The sequence below is a fragment of the Janibacter endophyticus genome, from assembly GCF_016888335.1.
GTDB classification, from domain to species: Bacteria; Actinomycetota; Actinomycetes; order Actinomycetales; family Dermatophilaceae; genus Marihabitans; species Marihabitans endophyticum.
This window is the reverse complement of the sequence record NZ_JAFEJG010000004.1, coordinates 2,161,713-2,176,866: the sequence shown is the minus strand read 5'-3', so window position 1 is coordinate 2,176,866 and position 15,154 is coordinate 2,161,713. Positions and strand designations below refer to the sequence as shown.

At 72.6% G+C, this 15,154-nt stretch carries 12 protein-coding genes; 8 read left to right on the top strand and 4 right to left on the bottom strand.

Features of this window, described 5'->3' with window-relative positions; translation table 11 throughout:
• Both JNO54_RS15010 and JNO54_RS10465 read right to left on the bottom strand, forming a co-directional pair.
• On the bottom strand, positions 1 to 804 hold the full coding sequence (locus tag JNO54_RS15010) for a GNAT family N-acetyltransferase (RefSeq protein WP_204143851.1): 804 nt from the start codon (positions 802 to 804) through the stop codon (positions 1 to 3).
• 11 nt (positions 805 to 815) lie between these two features.
• A complete protein-coding gene (locus tag JNO54_RS10465; RefSeq protein ID WP_307818166.1) occupies positions 816 to 3,038 on the bottom strand; it encodes an MMPL family transporter in 2,223 nt (740 codons plus the stop codon).
• A gap of 64 nt (positions 3,039 to 3,102) precedes the next feature.
• Between JNO54_RS10465 and JNO54_RS10460 the strand changes: the two genes are divergently transcribed.
• The 8 genes from JNO54_RS10460 (at position 3,103) to aroB (ending at position 13,193) form a co-directional block, all read left to right on the top strand.
• Positions 3,103 to 4,527 carry a replication-associated recombination protein A gene (locus JNO54_RS10460; RefSeq protein ID WP_307818165.1) on the top strand — a complete coding sequence of 475 codons (1,425 nt, stop codon included), beginning with the start codon at positions 3,103 to 3,105 and terminating at the stop codon, positions 4,525 to 4,527.
• A 36-nt stretch (positions 4,528 to 4,563) separates the two neighbouring features.
• Complete coding sequence (gene alaS / locus JNO54_RS10455; RefSeq protein ID WP_204144664.1) at positions 4,564 to 7,251, top strand: alanine--tRNA ligase; 2,688 nt, start codon at positions 4,564 to 4,566, stop codon at positions 7,249 to 7,251.
• Positions 7,248 to 7,781 carry a Holliday junction resolvase RuvX gene (gene ruvX / locus JNO54_RS10450; RefSeq protein WP_204144665.1) on the top strand — a complete coding sequence of 178 codons (534 nt, stop codon included), beginning with the start codon at positions 7,248 to 7,250 and terminating at the stop codon, positions 7,779 to 7,781. The genes alaS and ruvX overlap by 4 nt, the downstream gene beginning before the upstream one ends.
• Positions 7,778 to 8,929 carry an endolytic transglycosylase MltG gene (gene mltG / locus JNO54_RS10445; protein WP_204143850.1) on the top strand — a complete coding sequence of 384 codons (1,152 nt, stop codon included), beginning with the start codon at positions 7,778 to 7,780 and terminating at the stop codon, positions 8,927 to 8,929. Before ruvX ends, mltG begins: the two co-directional genes overlap by 4 nt.
• Positions 8,902 to 9,732, top strand: coding sequence for a shikimate dehydrogenase (locus JNO54_RS10440; protein WP_307818164.1), 831 nt, complete (start codon positions 8,902 to 8,904; stop codon positions 9,730 to 9,732). The genes mltG and JNO54_RS10440 overlap by 28 nt, the downstream gene beginning before the upstream one ends.
• A 622-nt stretch (positions 9,733 to 10,354) precedes the next feature.
• Positions 10,355 to 11,593 (top strand): chorismate synthase, encoded by a 1,239-nt coding sequence (gene aroC, locus JNO54_RS10435; protein ID WP_204143849.1) that lies wholly within the window; start codon positions 10,355 to 10,357, stop codon positions 11,591 to 11,593.
• A complete protein-coding gene (locus JNO54_RS10430; protein ID WP_204143848.1) occupies positions 11,590 to 12,120 on the top strand; it encodes a shikimate kinase in 531 nt (176 codons plus the stop codon). The genes aroC and JNO54_RS10430 overlap by 4 nt, the downstream gene beginning before the upstream one ends.
• The gene (gene aroB, locus JNO54_RS10425; protein ID WP_307818163.1) at positions 12,117 to 13,193 is read left to right on the top strand and encodes a 3-dehydroquinate synthase; all 1,077 of its coding nucleotides are present in this window, start codon (positions 12,117 to 12,119) and stop codon (positions 13,191 to 13,193) included. Before JNO54_RS10430 ends, aroB begins: the two co-directional genes overlap by 4 nt.
• Here aroB and JNO54_RS10420 read toward each other — a convergent pair.
• Both JNO54_RS10420 and JNO54_RS15005 read right to left on the bottom strand, forming a co-directional pair.
• Positions 13,190 to 13,888, bottom strand: a complete 699-nt coding sequence (locus JNO54_RS10420) for a response regulator (protein WP_204143847.1) — start codon at positions 13,886 to 13,888, stop codon at positions 13,190 to 13,192. The two genes, aroB and JNO54_RS10420, sit on opposite strands and share 4 nt — an antisense overlap.
• Complete coding sequence (locus tag JNO54_RS15005; RefSeq protein WP_204143846.1) at positions 13,885 to 15,096, bottom strand: sensor histidine kinase; 1,212 nt, start codon at positions 15,094 to 15,096, stop codon at positions 13,885 to 13,887. The genes JNO54_RS10420 and JNO54_RS15005 overlap by 4 nt, the downstream gene beginning before the upstream one ends.
• Positions 15,097 to 15,154: the final 58 nt, after the last annotated feature.

Sequence of the window (15,154 nt, the reverse complement as noted above, 5' to 3'; positions counted from 1 at the left end):
TCACGCCGGTCTCATCGCCCCGCTCGTCCACTCGGCACCTCGCTGGTAGCCGAGGTCGAGGTAGAGGCCGCGCGCGACCGGGTTGTCCGAGTACATCCCGAGCGTGCACCAGCCGTGCTCGGCCACGGCACCGCGGGTCAGCTCGGCGGTGACCGCGCGTCCGAGGCCCCGGCCGCGCGCGTGCGCCGCGACCGTGATGCCTGCGAGGATGGGGGTGCCGGACTGCTCGATCTCGCAGCAGCCGACGGCCACGAGCGAGCCGTCGTCGTCGCGCACGCCGACCCAGCGCTGGTCCGGGTGGGCGAAGGGGCGACCGTCGGTGCGGGCGTTGTCGGCCTGCAGCAGGGAGTCGATCTCCGTCTTGGCCCCGGTGCCGAGGTCGAGGACCGGTGCGGGTGGAGCCGGCGGGGCCGCCTCGGTCCACATCCACTCCCAGCGGCCCACCGCGTGCTCCGCGTCGGCGAGCAGGTCACCGATCGTGCCGACCGACCTGCGGGGCAGGGACGCGTGCGTCGCGCCCGCCTGGCGCGCCGCGGCCAGCCAGGAGGCGAAGGGGGCGGACCGGACGAGGTCGTCGAGGGCGGCCACGGCGCCCTGGGACATGGCCTGGCCGGTGTCGCCGGCGTGCAGCATGACGTTGAGCCCGTGGACGTGGGTGGGCCGCAGGAAGGCGACGGCCCAGACCCCTTCGCCCTCGAGGAAGAGGGCCGGAAGCCCCGTCGCGGACGGGACCTCGCCCCGGAGCACGGGCGATCCGCCGGAGGCGGCGAGGAGCTCCCCCTTCGTCCTGATCGCGGTCGGCACGAGGAGTGAGGCTACTCGGTGATCCCGAAGCGGGCGTGCAGGCCCTTCATCCACCGGGGCGCCCACCAGTTCCACTCGCCGAGCACCGACATCGTCGCCGGGACGAGGAGCATGCGGACGAGGGTCGCGTCGATGAGGATCGCCAGCACGAGGGCGACACCGGTCTGCTTGACCGCGAGCACCTGGGCCGTGATGAAGCCCGAGAAGACGATGACCATGAGCAGCGCTGCGCTCGTGATGATCCGACCGGAGCGCTGCAGGCCGAGCCGGACCGCGTCGTTGGTGGGCATGCCCCCCTCGTGCAGCTCGACGATGCGACTGAGCAGGAAGACCTCGTAGTCCATCGAGAGCCCGAAGCCGAAGGCGAGCGCCAGCACCGGGATCGTCGCCTCGACCGTCCCCGTCGAGGTGAAGCCGAGGAGCCCCTCGAGATGCCCGTCCTGGAAGATCCAGACCAACGCTCCGAGCGAGGCGCCCAACGAGACGACGTTCATCACGAGGGCCTTGATCGGCACGACGACCGACCCGGTCATGAGGAAGAGGAGCACGAAGGTCGCCAGCACCACGGTGAGGACCGCGTAGGGAGCGCCCTTCACGATGATGCTCGTGAGGTCGCGCAGGCTGGAGGCCTGCCCGCCGATGTGCCCCTCGACGGGGGGAGGCTCCGCGTGCAGCCGGTCGACGAGGGTGCGGCTCGCCTCCCCGAGCCCGCCGTCGCCGGTGCGCAGCTCCACGGAGAGGATCTCGCGGTCGCCGACCGTCCCGACGGAGGTCACCACCGGCTCGGCCACGAGACCGGGCAGGCCCGTGGCCCCCGTCTCGGCCCAGCGCTCGACCTCGTCCTTGGGCGCCTCGGTGACGTAGGTGACGTCGGGGCTGGCCATGTCCGGGTACTGCTCGGCCAGGGTCTCGAAGAAGACCCGCTCCCTCGCCCCGGCGGGGAGCAGCTCGGGCCCGGAGGAGGTGAGCTGCAGCCGCAGCGAGGGCAGGGCCGCGGTCACGAGGACGGCGAGGCAGGCGGCGATGACCACCCACGGCGCGCGCTGGACGACCCGCGAGAGCCGCGAGAAGACCCCTTCGTCGGGCGCCTGCTCGGTGCCGGGGCGCAGCAGCCGTCGAGCACCCAGCGCGCAGAGCGCCGGGATGAGGGTGACCGCGACGAGCAGCGCCAGGAGGACCACCGCGATGCCCGCGGCGCCCGAGGCGCGCATGAAGACGACGGGGAAGAACATCAGTCCGACGAGCGAGATCGCCACGGTGACGGCGGAGAAGATCACGGTGCGCCCGGCCCGGTCCAGCGTCCGCCCGGTGATCTCGGCGACACGGTCCGCGTCGAGGCTCTCGGCCGGGGGCCCCGACAGCAGCGCCCGGGCCTCCTCCCGGAAACGGCTGACGATGAGCAGCCCGTAGTCGATGCACAGGCCGAGACCGAGCACGGTGACGATGTTGACGACGGTCGCGTCGAGGTCGATGACGTACGAGAAGCCGAGCAGGATGAGCAGGGCACCGCCGATCGAGGCGATCGCCCCCGCGATGGGCAGCCCGGCGGCGAGGAAGCCGCCGAAGACGATGATCATCACCAGGAACGAGATCGGCAGCGCGATGCCCTCGCCCTTCTTCATGTCGGTGCCGACCTGGCCGATGATCGCGTCGACGAGGTCCTTGACGCTGCCGCGCTGGCTGTCGGTGGCCATCGCGCCGGCGACGACCTGGTCGAGCTGGTGGTCGACTGCGGTGCGGGCCCGGTCGAGGGCGGCGCCCTCGAGGTCCTCGGCATAGGTCACCACCGTGACGAAGCCGTACCGTCCGCCCCCTTCGTCCCTGACCAGGGGTGCGGCCTGCGGGCTGGTGACGCCGCCGTCCGGGGCGACGACCGGGTTCACCACCGACTCCACGCCCTCGATCTCGGAGATCGCCTGGAGCGCAGTGCCGACGTTCCGCAGCACGAAGGGGTTGGTGGCGGGGGATCCCTCGACAATGAGGGTGTCGTTGGCGAAGGTCCCGCCGCCCGCCTCCAGCGCGAGGTCGCGGGCCAGCTGCGCGTCGCCCGGCGAGACCGCGTCGCTGCTGTGCAACCGGTCGAAGAGCGCGGGGTTGCCGAGGGCGCCGAGCGCGACGAGGAAGCTCACGGCCACGGCGAGGACCCAGGTCAGGACCACGGTGCGAGGGTGGTGGCCGATGAGGCGACCCCAGCGGTCGAGCATCGAGCGTCGGGGCGCCGCGTGCCTGGTCACCGTCCAAGCCTGCCACCCTCGACCGGCGACCGTGGACGTCGGTCCCCCCGGATAGCCTGCGTGGGTGAGTGATGTCGATCTCTTCGCCTCGTCGAGCTCCCCGGGCTCCGGCGAGGGCGCTGCCGCGCCGGCCGGCGCGACGCTCCCGCCGCTGGCGGTGCGGATGCGGCCCCGGTCGATCGACGAGGTGCGCGGCCAGGGTGAGGTGCTGCGCCCCGGGTCCCCGCTGCGCCGGCTCATCGAGGGCGCCGGTGGGACGGCCGGGCCGCTGTCGGCGATCCTCTGGGGTCCGCCCGGCACCGGCAAGACGACGCTGGCCCACCTCGTGGCGACCGCGGCCGACCGGGAGTTCGTCGAGCTGTCCGCGGTCACGGCGGGGGTCAAGGACGTGCGCGCCGTCATGGAGCGGGCGGCGACGAGCCGCGCCCTGTACGGGCGGGCGACCGTGCTCTTCCTCGACGAGATCCACCGTTTCACCAAGGCCCAGCAGGACGCGCTGCTCCCCGGCGTCGAGAACCGCGAGGTCGTCCTCGTCGCCGCGACGACGGAGAACCCGTCCTTCTCGGTCATCGCGCCGCTGCTCTCGCGCTCGATCCTCGTCACCCTCGAGTCCCTGACGAAGGGGGAGATCGCGGAGGTCATCGAGTCGGCCGTCGCCGACGAGCGTGGGCTCGAGGGTCGCTTCGAGCTCGCCGAGGAGGCCCGCGACCACCTCGTCGCGATCGCCGGGGGCGACGCGCGGAGGGCTCTGACCGGCCTCGAGGCGGCGGCCGGGGTCGCGCAGGACGACGCCGGGGTCGTGCTCGACCCCGAGGCCGTGCTGCCGATCAGCCTCGCCCACGTCGAGCAGGCCGTCGCGCGGGCGGCCGTGCGCTACGACAAGACCGGCGACCAGCACTACGACGTGGCCTCGGCCTTCATCAAGTCGATGCGTGGCTCGGACGTCGACGCCGCCCTGCACTACCTCGCCCGCCAGCTCGAGGCGGGGGAGGACCCGCGCTTCATCGCCCGCCGGGTCGTCATCGCCGCGAGCGAGGACGTCGGGATGGGCGACCCCACGGCCCTCCAGACCGCCGTCGCCGCGATGCACGCCGTGGCTCAGATCGGCATGCCGGAGGCGCGGATCATCCTCGCTCAGGCGGTCGTCCACAACGCGCTCGCGCCGAAGTCCAACGCCGCGTACACGGGGATCAACGAGGCGATCGCCGACGTGCGCGCCGGCAAGGTCGGAGCGGTCCCGCCGCACCTGCGGGGCAGCGGCTACACCCAGGCCTCCGACCGGGCCGCCGCGGCGTCGGGCGGGCAGCAGGTCGCCGGCTACGTCTACTCCCACGACCAGGCCGACGGGGTCGCGGCGCAGCAGTACCTCCCCGACGAGCTCGATGCCGAGCTCGGCGACCGGTCGTACTACCGGCCGACGGACCGCGGCTTCGAGGCACGACTCCAGGAGCGGTGGCAGTGGCTGCGCGGCAGGCTGCGCGACCGCTGAGCCGGCCCGGATAGGGTGCCCATCGTGAATACCCCGATGGACACCGCCGAGATCCGGCGTCGCTGGCTGGCCTTCTTCGAGAGCAAGGGCCACACCGTGGTGCCCTCTGCCCCGCTGATCCACGAGGACCCCAACCTCCTCTTCGTCAACGCCGGCATGGTCCCCTTCAAGCCCTACTTCCTCGGCCAGGAGACCCCGGCCTGGAAGCGCGCGACGAGCGTGCAGAAGTGCGTGCGCACCGGCGACATCGACGAGGTCGGCAAGACCTCGCGCCACGGCACGTTCTTCCAGATGAACGGCAACTTCTCCTTCGGCGACTACTTCAAGCGCGACGCGATCCGGTTCGCGTGGGAGCTGCTGACGACCCCCCAGGACCAGGGCGGCTACGGGCTCGACCCGGACCGACTGTGGGCGACCGTCTACGAGGACGACGACGAGGCCGCCGCGATGTGGGTCGAGGAGACCTCGATCCCCGCGGAGCGGATCGTGCGCCGTGGCAAGGCGGACAACTACTGGCACATGGGCGTCCCCGGTCCCGGGGGCCCGTGCAGCGAGATCTTCTACGACCGCGGGCCCGAGTACGGCACCGAGGGCGGCCCGGAGGTCGACGAGGACCGGTACATGGAGGTCTGGAACCTCGTCTTCATGCAGTACGACCTCTCCGCCGTGCGTGCGAAGGACGACTTCGACGTCGCCGGCCCGCTGCCCGCGCAGAGCGTCGACACCGGCATGGGCCTGGAGCGGATCGCCTCGATCCTCCAGGGCGTCGACAACATGTACGAGATCGACGAGGTCTATCCCGTGCTCGCCAAGGCGGCCGAGATGACCGGCAAGACCTACGGCGCCACCGGCGCCAAGACGGCAGGCGAGTCGCACCCCGACGACGTGCGGCTGCGCGTCGTCGCCGACCACATCCGCTCCTCGCTCATGCTCATCGGTGACGGTGTCACCCCGGGCAACGAGGGCCGCGGCTACGTGCTGCGCCGCATGCTGCGCCGCGCGGTCCGCTCGATGCGCCTCCTCGGCTTCGACGAGCCGGCGCTGCCGCACCTCCTGCCCGTCTCGATGGAGAAGATGAGCGCGTCCTACCCGGAGCTGCGCTCCGGCTTCGACCGCATCGCCCAGATCGCCTACGCGGAGGAGGAGGCCTTCCGCCGCACCCTCGCGCAGGGCACCCAGATCCTCGACAACGCCGTGGCGACGACGAAGGGGGAGGGCGGCACCACCCTCGCGGGCGGGGACGCCTTCAAGCTCCACGACACCTACGGCTTCCCGATCGACCTCACCCTCGAGATGGCCGCCGAGCAGGGCCTGGCCGTCGACCGGGAGGGCTTCGTCGCGCTCATGGACGAGCAGCGCCAGCGCGCCCAGGCGGACGCCAAGGCCAAGAAGGGCGGCCACGCCAACACCGAGGTGTGGAAGGACCTTCGCTCACTCGGTGCCACCGACTGGCGCGCCTACGAGGAGCTGACCTCCGAGGCCCGCGTCGTCGGGCTCGTGCGCGACGGCCAGCGCGTCGAGGAGCTGCTGCCCGGCGAGTCCGGCCAGGTCGTCCTCGACCGGACCCCCTTCTACGCCGAGTCCGGTGGCCAGGTCGCCGACGCCGGCGTCATCGGCGGCGACGGCAGCCACCTCGTCGTCAAGGACGTCCAGCGGCCCGTCAAGGGGCTCGTCGCGCACACCGTCGAGGTCGTCACCGGCCCGCTGCGTGTCGGCTCCGAGGTCCAGGCCGAGGTCGACCCGCAGTGGCGCATCGACGCCTGCCAGGCGCACTCCGGCACCCACGTCGTGCACGCCGCGCTGCGCCAGGTGCTCGGCCCCTCGGCCCTGCAGTCCGGCTCGTACAACAAGCCCGGCTACCTGCGGCTGGACTTCGCGTGGAACCAGGCGCTCTCCGCCGACGCCCGCGCCGAGATCGAGCACGTCGCCAACCTCGCGGTCCGCGACGACCTGCCGGTGTCGGCGTCGTACATGACCTTGCCCGAGGCCCGGGAGCAGGGGGCGCTGGCCCTCTTCGGCGAGACCTACGACGAGCAGGTGCGCGTCGTCGAGATCGGCGGTCCCTGGTCACGCGAGCTCTGCGGTGGCACGCACGTGCGCCGCTCGGCCCAGATCGGGGCGCTGACCCTCACCGGCGAGTCGTCGGTCGGCTCCGGCGTGCGCCGCGTCGAGGCCTTCGTCGGCATGAACGCGCTGTCCTACCTCGCGACCGAGCGCGCCCTCGTCGCCGAGCTCTCCGAGATCGTCAAGGTGCCCGGCCCGCGGCTGCCCGAGCGGGTCAGCGAGCTCGTCGCGCGCCTGCGCGAGACCGAGCGCGAGCTGGAGAAGATGCGCCGCGAGCAGGTCGCCGCGGCCGCCGGCCCGCTCACCGAGCAGGCGAAGGACGTCGGCGGGGTCACCCTCGTCGCGGCCAACATCGCCGGGGGAGCCGCCGACGACGTGCGCCGCATGGTGCTCGACACCCGCGGCCGGCTCGGCGAGGAGCGCCCGGTCGTCGTCGCGCTCACCGGGGACGGCGGGGCCAAGCCCACCGTGGTCGTCGCGACGAACGAGGCCGCCCGCGGCCGGGGGATCAAGGCGGGCGCCCTCGTGCGCGTCGCCGCGCAGACCCTTGGTGGTGGTGGCGGTGGCAAGGACGACATCGCCCAGGGCGGTGGCGCCGACGCGAGCAAGGTCGCCGACGCGCTCGCCGCAGTGGAGCGCGAGATCGGCAGCGGCTCCTGACCGGCACGGTCGCACGGTCGGGCCGCAGGCTCGGGATCGACGTCGGAGCGGCCCGGGTCGGGGTCGCGACGTGCGACCCGCACGGCGTGCTCGCGACCCCGCTCGTCACGCTCGGGCGCGATCTCGAGGGTCGCCGCGACGTGCGGGAGGTCCTCGACCTCGTGCGCGAGCACGAGGCGATCGAGGTCGTCGTCGGACTGCCCCGGTCCCTCGACGGGTCCGAAGGCCCGGCTGCCGCCCACGTCCGGGACTGGTGCGACGCCCTTCGTGCCGCCCTGACCAGCGCCGACGGCTTCTCGGACACGCCGATCCGCCTCGTGGACGAGCGGCTCACGACGGTAGATGCTCACCGTGGTTTGCATGCCAGCGGATTGCCGGGGCGCGCGCACCGCCGGGTCGTCGACCAGGCGGCCGCCGTCCTCATCCTCCAGGCCGCGCTCGACCGTGAGCGAGCCACGGGGGAGCCCCTCGGGGAGCTCTTCGCGGGACCCCCTGCCCGCAAGCCGCGACGTAAGGAACGACGACGATGAACGCGCACCTCGAGGACGACATCTTCGACGACCCACGGCCGAGCCCGAAGAGCCGGCGCGAGGCCAGCCGTCACCGCCGTCCGGAGCGGCGCGGTCGATCAATCGTGGCGATCGTTCTCGCCACGGCGATGGTTCTCGTCGCGGCCTTCTTCGCCTTCGGCTTCGTCCGCGGCCTCATCCCTTCGTTCGGTGGCGACGAGGTCGCCGACTTCGAGGGCCCGGGGTCCGGCCAGGTCGAGATCGTCGTCGACGAGGGCCAGTCCGGCGCCGACATCGGCGCCACGCTCGAGGACGCCGGGGTCGTGAAGTCCGCGACAGCCTTCGTCCAGGCCGCCGCGGCCGAGCCGGACAAGGCGGCGAAGATCCAGCCGGGGACGTACGAGCTGAAGAAGGAGATGCGGGCCAGCGACGCCTTCGCCTGGCTCGCCGACACCTCGAACCGGGTCGCGAAGGGCATCACCATCCCCGAGGGCCTGTGGGCCAACGAGATCTACGAGCGGCTCTCGAAGGCCACCGAGATCCCCGTCGAGGAGTACAAGCAGGCCGCGGAGTCCTCCGAGCTCGAGCTGCCCGCCGAGGCGAACGGGAAGATCGAGGGCTGGCTCTTCCCCTCGACCTACGAGTTCCCCAAGGACGCGACGGCGATCCAGCAGCTCAACACGATGATCGCGATGACCATGGAGGAGCTCGAGAAGGCGAAGGTCCCGCAGGACGAGTGGGAGCGCACCCTGACCGTCGCCTCGATCGTCGAGGGCGAGGCCGGTGCCGCCGACCGCGGCAAGGTCGCCCGCGTCGTCGAGAACCGGCTCAAGGAGGTCGACGGCCCGACCGTCGGCATGCTGCAGATGGACAGCACGGTCCACTACGTCTACCAGGAGCGCGGCAAGGCCGGGACGACCGACGAGATGCGAGCCGACGAGAGCCCGTACAACACCTACCGGCACAAGGGGCTGCCGCCCGGCCCGATCAACAACCCGGGCGCCGCGGCCATCGAGGCCGCCGCGAACCCCGACGAGGGCGACTGGCTCTTCTTCGTCACGGTCAACCCCGACAGCGGCGAGACGAAGTTCGCCCGGTCGCAGACCGACCACGACAACAACGTCAAGGAGTTCGAGCAGTGGTGCGCGGCGAACCGGGAGCGGTGCTGAGGCACCGGGCAGCGGTCCTCGGCAAGCCCGTCGACCACTCCCTCTCGCCGGTCCTGCACGAGGCGGCGTACGCCGCCCTCGGCCTCGAGGGCTGGTCCTACGGCCGGTTCGAGGTGGACGAAGGGGGCCTCGCCCCCTTCGTCGAGGGCCTGGACGAGACCTGGCGCGGGCTGAGCCTGACGATGCCGCTCAAGGTCGTCGCCTTCGACGTCGCGCGCGAGGTCTCCGAGCTGGCCCGGCGGGCGGGAGCGATCAACACGCTGTCGCGGGGGAGCGCCGGTTGGGTCGGTGACAACACCGACGTCCACGGGATCGTCGCGGCGCTGCGCGACGCGGGGGTCACGAGGCCCCATGGCGCGACGATCATCGGGTCCGGGGCGACGGCTCGCTCGGCGCTGCTGGCCCTGGAGGCCCTCGGGGTGTCGGCGATCCGGGTGGCCGCGCGCAACGCGGAGGCGGTGGCCGAGCTGGCCGCGGTGGCCGAGGTTCCCGTGGTCCACGTGCCGCTGGCCGACTGGGCGAAGGGGGCCGGCCCGGTCGTCGTCTCGACGGTGCCGGGTCCAGGGGCTGCGGTCGCGACCGATGCGACGTCCGCGGACCTGACGGGCACCGTCCTGCTGGACGTCGTCTACGCCGACTGGCCGACGCCGCTCGCCCACGCGGCCTCGGCCGCGGGTGCGACGGTCGTCTCCGGGCTGGAGATGCTCGTGCACCAGGCGGCCGAGCAGCTCCGGATCTTCACCGGCGTCGAGGCTCCTGTCCCGGCGATGCAGGCGGCAGGTCGAGCTGCGCTGACGGGCTGACTCAGACCTGGCTGGTGACCTCGTGGGGGAGGGTGGTGACGAGGACCTTCCGCGGGTGTCGCCTCGCGTACGGCACTCGCTAGGTGCGGGATGGTCGGCGCTTCCGTCCCGAGAGCGGCATGTGCGTGCACCAACCGCGCTTCTGAAGTCATTGCCACGCAGATGTGGTGCCGACGACCTCTGGGCAGCGGTTTGTGCACGGGAGGGGCGTCGTGTGGCGGCGTGCCGGTCCATCCGTGCTGAGCGCTGGTTGCGCAGGATCGGCCCCTCAGCACGCGGTGGTCGTGCTCTTCCCGGAGGTCTGGGATGTCGGCGCCGCAGGCTTCGAGGACTTGGAGTCCGAGGAGGCCGCGTATGGCCACGAGCGCGAGGTCGTCGAGGTTCAGGCTGGTGCGGGCGGCGTGCAGCACGGCCTCGAACTGCCGGTGCGAAGCCCAGGTGTTGGGGACTCGGGTGGGACGTACGGTCGGCCGACGTGCTCGGAGGGTGAGGCCGGCAGCAGTCCGTCAATGACGCGGGTGCGGTGGCAGCCGACCACCACGGACAGTCGCCGGGAGAGCGTCGAGGGCGTCTCGGCGGGACACCGGAGCAGGGCATCCGAGCGGGATGGGAGGATCACCCCATGCTGCGTTGGTTGACCGCTGGTGAGTCGCACGGCCAGGCGCTCGTCGCGACCCTCGAAGGACTCCCCGCCGGCGTCGAGGTGACGACCTCGGACGTCGCCGGGGCACTCGCCCGACGACGCCTCGGCTACGGCCGGGGGGCGCGGATGAAGTTCGAGCAGGACGAGGTGACCTTCCTCGGCGGCGTGCGGCACGGCTCGACGATCGGCTCGCCCGTCGCCGTGATGATCGGCAACACCGAGTGGCCCAAGTGGCAGACCGTCATGAGCGCCGACCCGGTGAGCGAGGAGGCCTTCGCCGCCTCCGACGACGTCAACGCGGAGAAGGAGATCGCGCGCAACAAGCCGCTGACCCGCCCCCGCCCCGGGCACGCCGACCTCGTCGGCATGCAGAAGTACGGGCTCGACGACGCCCGCCCTGTCCTCGAGCGGGCCTCGGCCCGCGAGACCGCTGCCCGGGTTGCACTCGGCGAGATCGCCAGCCGCTTCCTCGAGCAGGCCTACGGCATCCGGCTCGTCGCCCACACGATCTCCATCGGCACCGGCGACGTCCCCGCGGACGCGCCGCTGCCGACCCCCGACGACGTCGAGGCCCTCGATGCCAGCCCCGTCCGCTCCCTCTCCCGGGAGGGCACCGACGCGATGGTCGCCGAGATCGAGGCCGCCAAGAAGGACGGCGACACCCTCGGCGGCGTGGTGGAGGTCCTCGCGTACGGCGTGCCTCCGGGCCTGGGCAGCCACGTCCACTGGGACCGGCGTCTCGACGCGCGGCTCGCCTCTGCCCTCATGGGCATCCAGGCGATCAAGGGCGTGCAGCTCGGGGACGGCTTCGAGACCGCACGGCGCCGCGGGTCCGCCGCGCACGACGAGATGGTCCGGGACGAGGACGGCGTCATCCGGCGCGAGTCCGGCCGGGCCGGGGGGACCGAGGGCGGCATGAGCACCGGGGGACCGCTGCGCGTCCGCGCCGCGATGAAGCCGATCAGCACCGTCCCGCGTGCCCTGCGCACCGTCGACGTCGCGAGCGGCGACCCGGCGACGGCCATCCACCAGCGCTCCGACGTCTGCGCCGTCCCGGCCGCTGGCGTGGTCGCCGAGGCGATGGTCGCGCTTGTCCTCGCCGAGGCCTGCCTGGAGAAGTTCGGGGGCGACTCGGTCGCCGAGTCCGCGCGCAACCACCGCGGCTACCTCGAGTCGATCCCCGAGCTCATGCGCACCTGGGACGAGGAGGGGCAGTGAGCGGCACGCCGCTGCTCGTGCTCATCGGCCCGCCCGGGGTCGGCAAGTCGACCGTGGCCGTGGCCGTCGCCGACGTCCTCGGCGCCCCGCTTCGCGACACCGACTCCGACGTCGAGAACACAGTGGGCCGCCCCATCTCGGAGATCTTCGTCGAGGAGGGCGAGCAGACCTTCCGCGCTGCGGAGGCGGCGGCCGTCGCCGATGCTCTCGCCGCGGACGGGGCCGTCGTCTGCCTCGGCGGGGGAGCGGTGATGACCCCGTCGGTCGACGAAGGGGTGACCCGCGCGGCCGAGCAGGGGGCGAAGGTCGTCATGCTCGACGTCGGCATCGCTGACGCCGCCCGCCGGATCGGCCTCAACCAGTCACGGCCGCTGCTCGCGGTCAACCCGCGCGCGTCGTGGATCGCGATGATGCAGGAGCGTCGTCCGACGTACGAGCGGCTCGCGACCGATGTCGTCGACACCGCGGACCGTAGCGTCGAGGACGTCGTCGCCGACGTCCTCGCCACCCTCGGGCAGGGCTCGTGAGCGCCGAGGCGACGACCGTTATCCCCGTGGGCGGGGACTACGACGTCCTCGTCGGTCACGGGGTCTCGCACGAGGTCGTCGACCTCGTGCCCGCCGGTGCCCGCCGGGCGCTCGTCGTCCACCCCGAGCCGCTGGCCCGGCTGGCACACCCCATCGTCGCCGCGCTCGAGGGCGCCGGCCTCGAGGTAATCAGCGGTCCCGTCCCGGACGCAGAGGCGGCCAAGACCATCGACGTCGCGGCGCGGCTCTGGTCGCGCATGGGGCAGGCCGAGTTCACCCGGACCGACCTCGTCGTCGGCGTCGGCGGGGGCAGCGTCACCGACCTCGCCGGCTTCGTCGCCGCCTCGTGGCTGCGCGGCGTGCCGGTCATCCACGTCCCGACGACCGTCCTTGGCATGGTCGACGCCGCCGTCGGCGGCAAGACCGGGGTCAACACCCCGGAGGGGAAGAACCTCGTCGGCGCATTCCACGTCCCGGTCGGCGTGCTCTGCGACCTCGACGCCCTTGAGACCCTGCCGCCGGCTGACCTGCGGGCAGGGCTTGCCGAGGCGATCAAGGGAGGATTCATCGCCGACCCGGGCATCCTCGACCTCGTCGAGGCGGATCCCGAGGACGCGGTGCGGCCGGGCTCGCCCAGGCTGCGCGAGATCATCGAGCGCAAGATCCGCGTCAAGGCCCACGTGGTCGCTGCCGACCTCAAGGAGTCGCACCTGCGCGAGATCCTCAACTACGGGCACACCCTCGGGCACGCGATCGAGCACCACGAGCACTACCGGATGCGGCACGGCGAGGCCGTGGCGATCGGGTGCGTCTACGCCGCCGAGCTCGCCCACCGCAGCGGGCTCATCGATCAGGCCCTGCTGGCCCGCCATCGTGACGTGCTCGGCTCGGTGGGTCTGCCGACGACGTACTCCAGGGCGACCTTCGACAAGCTGCTCACGGCCCTGCGCCGGGACAAGAAGACGAGAGGTGCGACGCTGCGCTTCGTCGTCCTCGACGGGCTCGCCTCGCCCATCCGGCTCGAGGGGCCCGACGAGGGCCTCCTCCGCGCCGCCTACGCCGCGGTCCGCTAGCGCTCGCCGGCGTCGCGGACGACGAGCGCGATCTGCACGCGGTTGTCGACGCCGAGCTTGGTGAAGAGCCGCCCGACGTGCGACTTGACCGTCGGGATCGACAGGTAGAGCTGCTCGGCGATCTCGGTGTTGCTCAACCCGGCCGCGACCGCCTCGGCCACCTCACGCTCCCGCTCCGTGAGCGTCTCCACGAGCGCGCGGGCCCGGGTCGCCACGGGGTCCTCGGTCGCGGCGGGGGACGACCCGGCGACGACCGAGATGAGCTGGGCGGTGACGCTCGGGGAGAGCGAAGGGCGGCCGCCCGCCACGGTGCGGACCGCCTCGATGAGCTCGGCGGGGGGAGTGTCCTTGAGCAGGAACCCTGCGGCACCGGCCTGGAGCGCCTGAACGACGAGCTCGTCGGCGTCGAACGTCGTTAGCACGAGCACCCGTGGGGCGCGCGGTGCGGCGACGAGCTGCCGGGTCGCCGCGATGCCGTCCATCCGGGGCATCCGGATGTCCATGAGGACGACGTCGGGCGCGAGCCGTGGCACGAGCGCCAGCGCCTCCTCGCCGCCGCCGGCCTGGCCGAGGACGGTGATCCCCTGATCGCCACCGAGGATGAGCGAGAGGCCTGTCCGGACGAGGGGGTCGTCGTCGACGATGACGACGCTGACCTCGGCGTTCGGGTCGGTGGTCGTCGGGTCCTGGGTCACGTCGACCACGGTAGCCGGGCGCGCAGGACGAACCCGCCGTCGGGTAGGTGCCGGGAATCGAGCCCGCCGCCGAGGAGCTCGGCACGCTCGCGCAGGCCGACGAGCCCGAGGCCTGCCCCAGGGACGTCTCCCGTCCCCGCAGGTGGTGGACCGTTGCGCAGGTCGAGCAGGAGATGCTGCCCGGGGTCTCCCTCGAGACGCACGGTGACCGGTGCGCCGGGAGCGTGCTTGCGCGAGTTGGTCAGCCCCTCCTGGATCATCCGGTAGGCCGCCCGAGACGTCGCCTCGGGCAGCCGGGCCAGCTCGGGCTTGAGACCGGTCGCGACATCGAGGGTGATGTCGCCGCCGAGGTCCCTGGCGTCGCCTACGAGGTGCTCCAGGCCGAGGAGGGTCGGCTGGGGTGGCTCCACCGCGGCGCCGCCGTCGGTCGAGGGCTGGCGCAAGACACCGAGGACCTGACGAAGGTCGGTGAGAGCGGCGCGTGAGTTCTCCTCGATGACGCGTGCGCCGTCCTTGCGCTCGGCGTCGGTGAGGTCGTCGCGGGCGGTGAGCGCCCCCGCGTACATTGTCACGACCGAGATGCGGTGGGCGAGCACGTCGTGCATCTCGCGGGCGATCCGGTTGCGCTCGGCGACCTGTGCCTGCTCCGCCCGCGCCAGCTGCTCGCGCTCGGCGGTCTCGGCCCGCCATCGCAACGTCGCGAAGAGGTCGCGCCGCGCCCCGATGTACATGCCGGCCCCGACCATGGCCGCGTACAGGACGACGCCGAAACCGACAAGGACGAACCAGGGCAGGGGGTCGGTCTGCCCGAGCCGCTCGAAGACGGCGATGCTCACGATGTTCGGCACGGCGAGCACGGCGATCTCGGGCCAGCGCCGTCGCGTTGCCACCGAGACGAGCGCCAGCACAGCGGGTCCCGCCGCGACGCTCGAGAAGGCCGCGACGGCAGTCGTGACCAGCGCGACGGACAACGGCCACCGTCGCCGCAGCAGGACGATCCCGAAGCACACGACGCCCGCGAGCACGTCGGCCACCGTGAGGAGGAGCATCGCGTCGCTGCCGTTGGCGGCGGTGCCGTCGTCCTGGATCTGCAGCCGCTCGACGAGCGTCACGACGAAGGTCAGGAAGGACAGGCCCCCGGCGAGGAGCAGCCGCCACAGCTGCCCCCAGGCGCTGATCCGAGGCGGGGAGAGGGTCGGGATGGTCACGTCGGCAACTGTAGGCAGGCACTCCGTCCCCCGACAGCGACCCAGGTCGATGGATGGG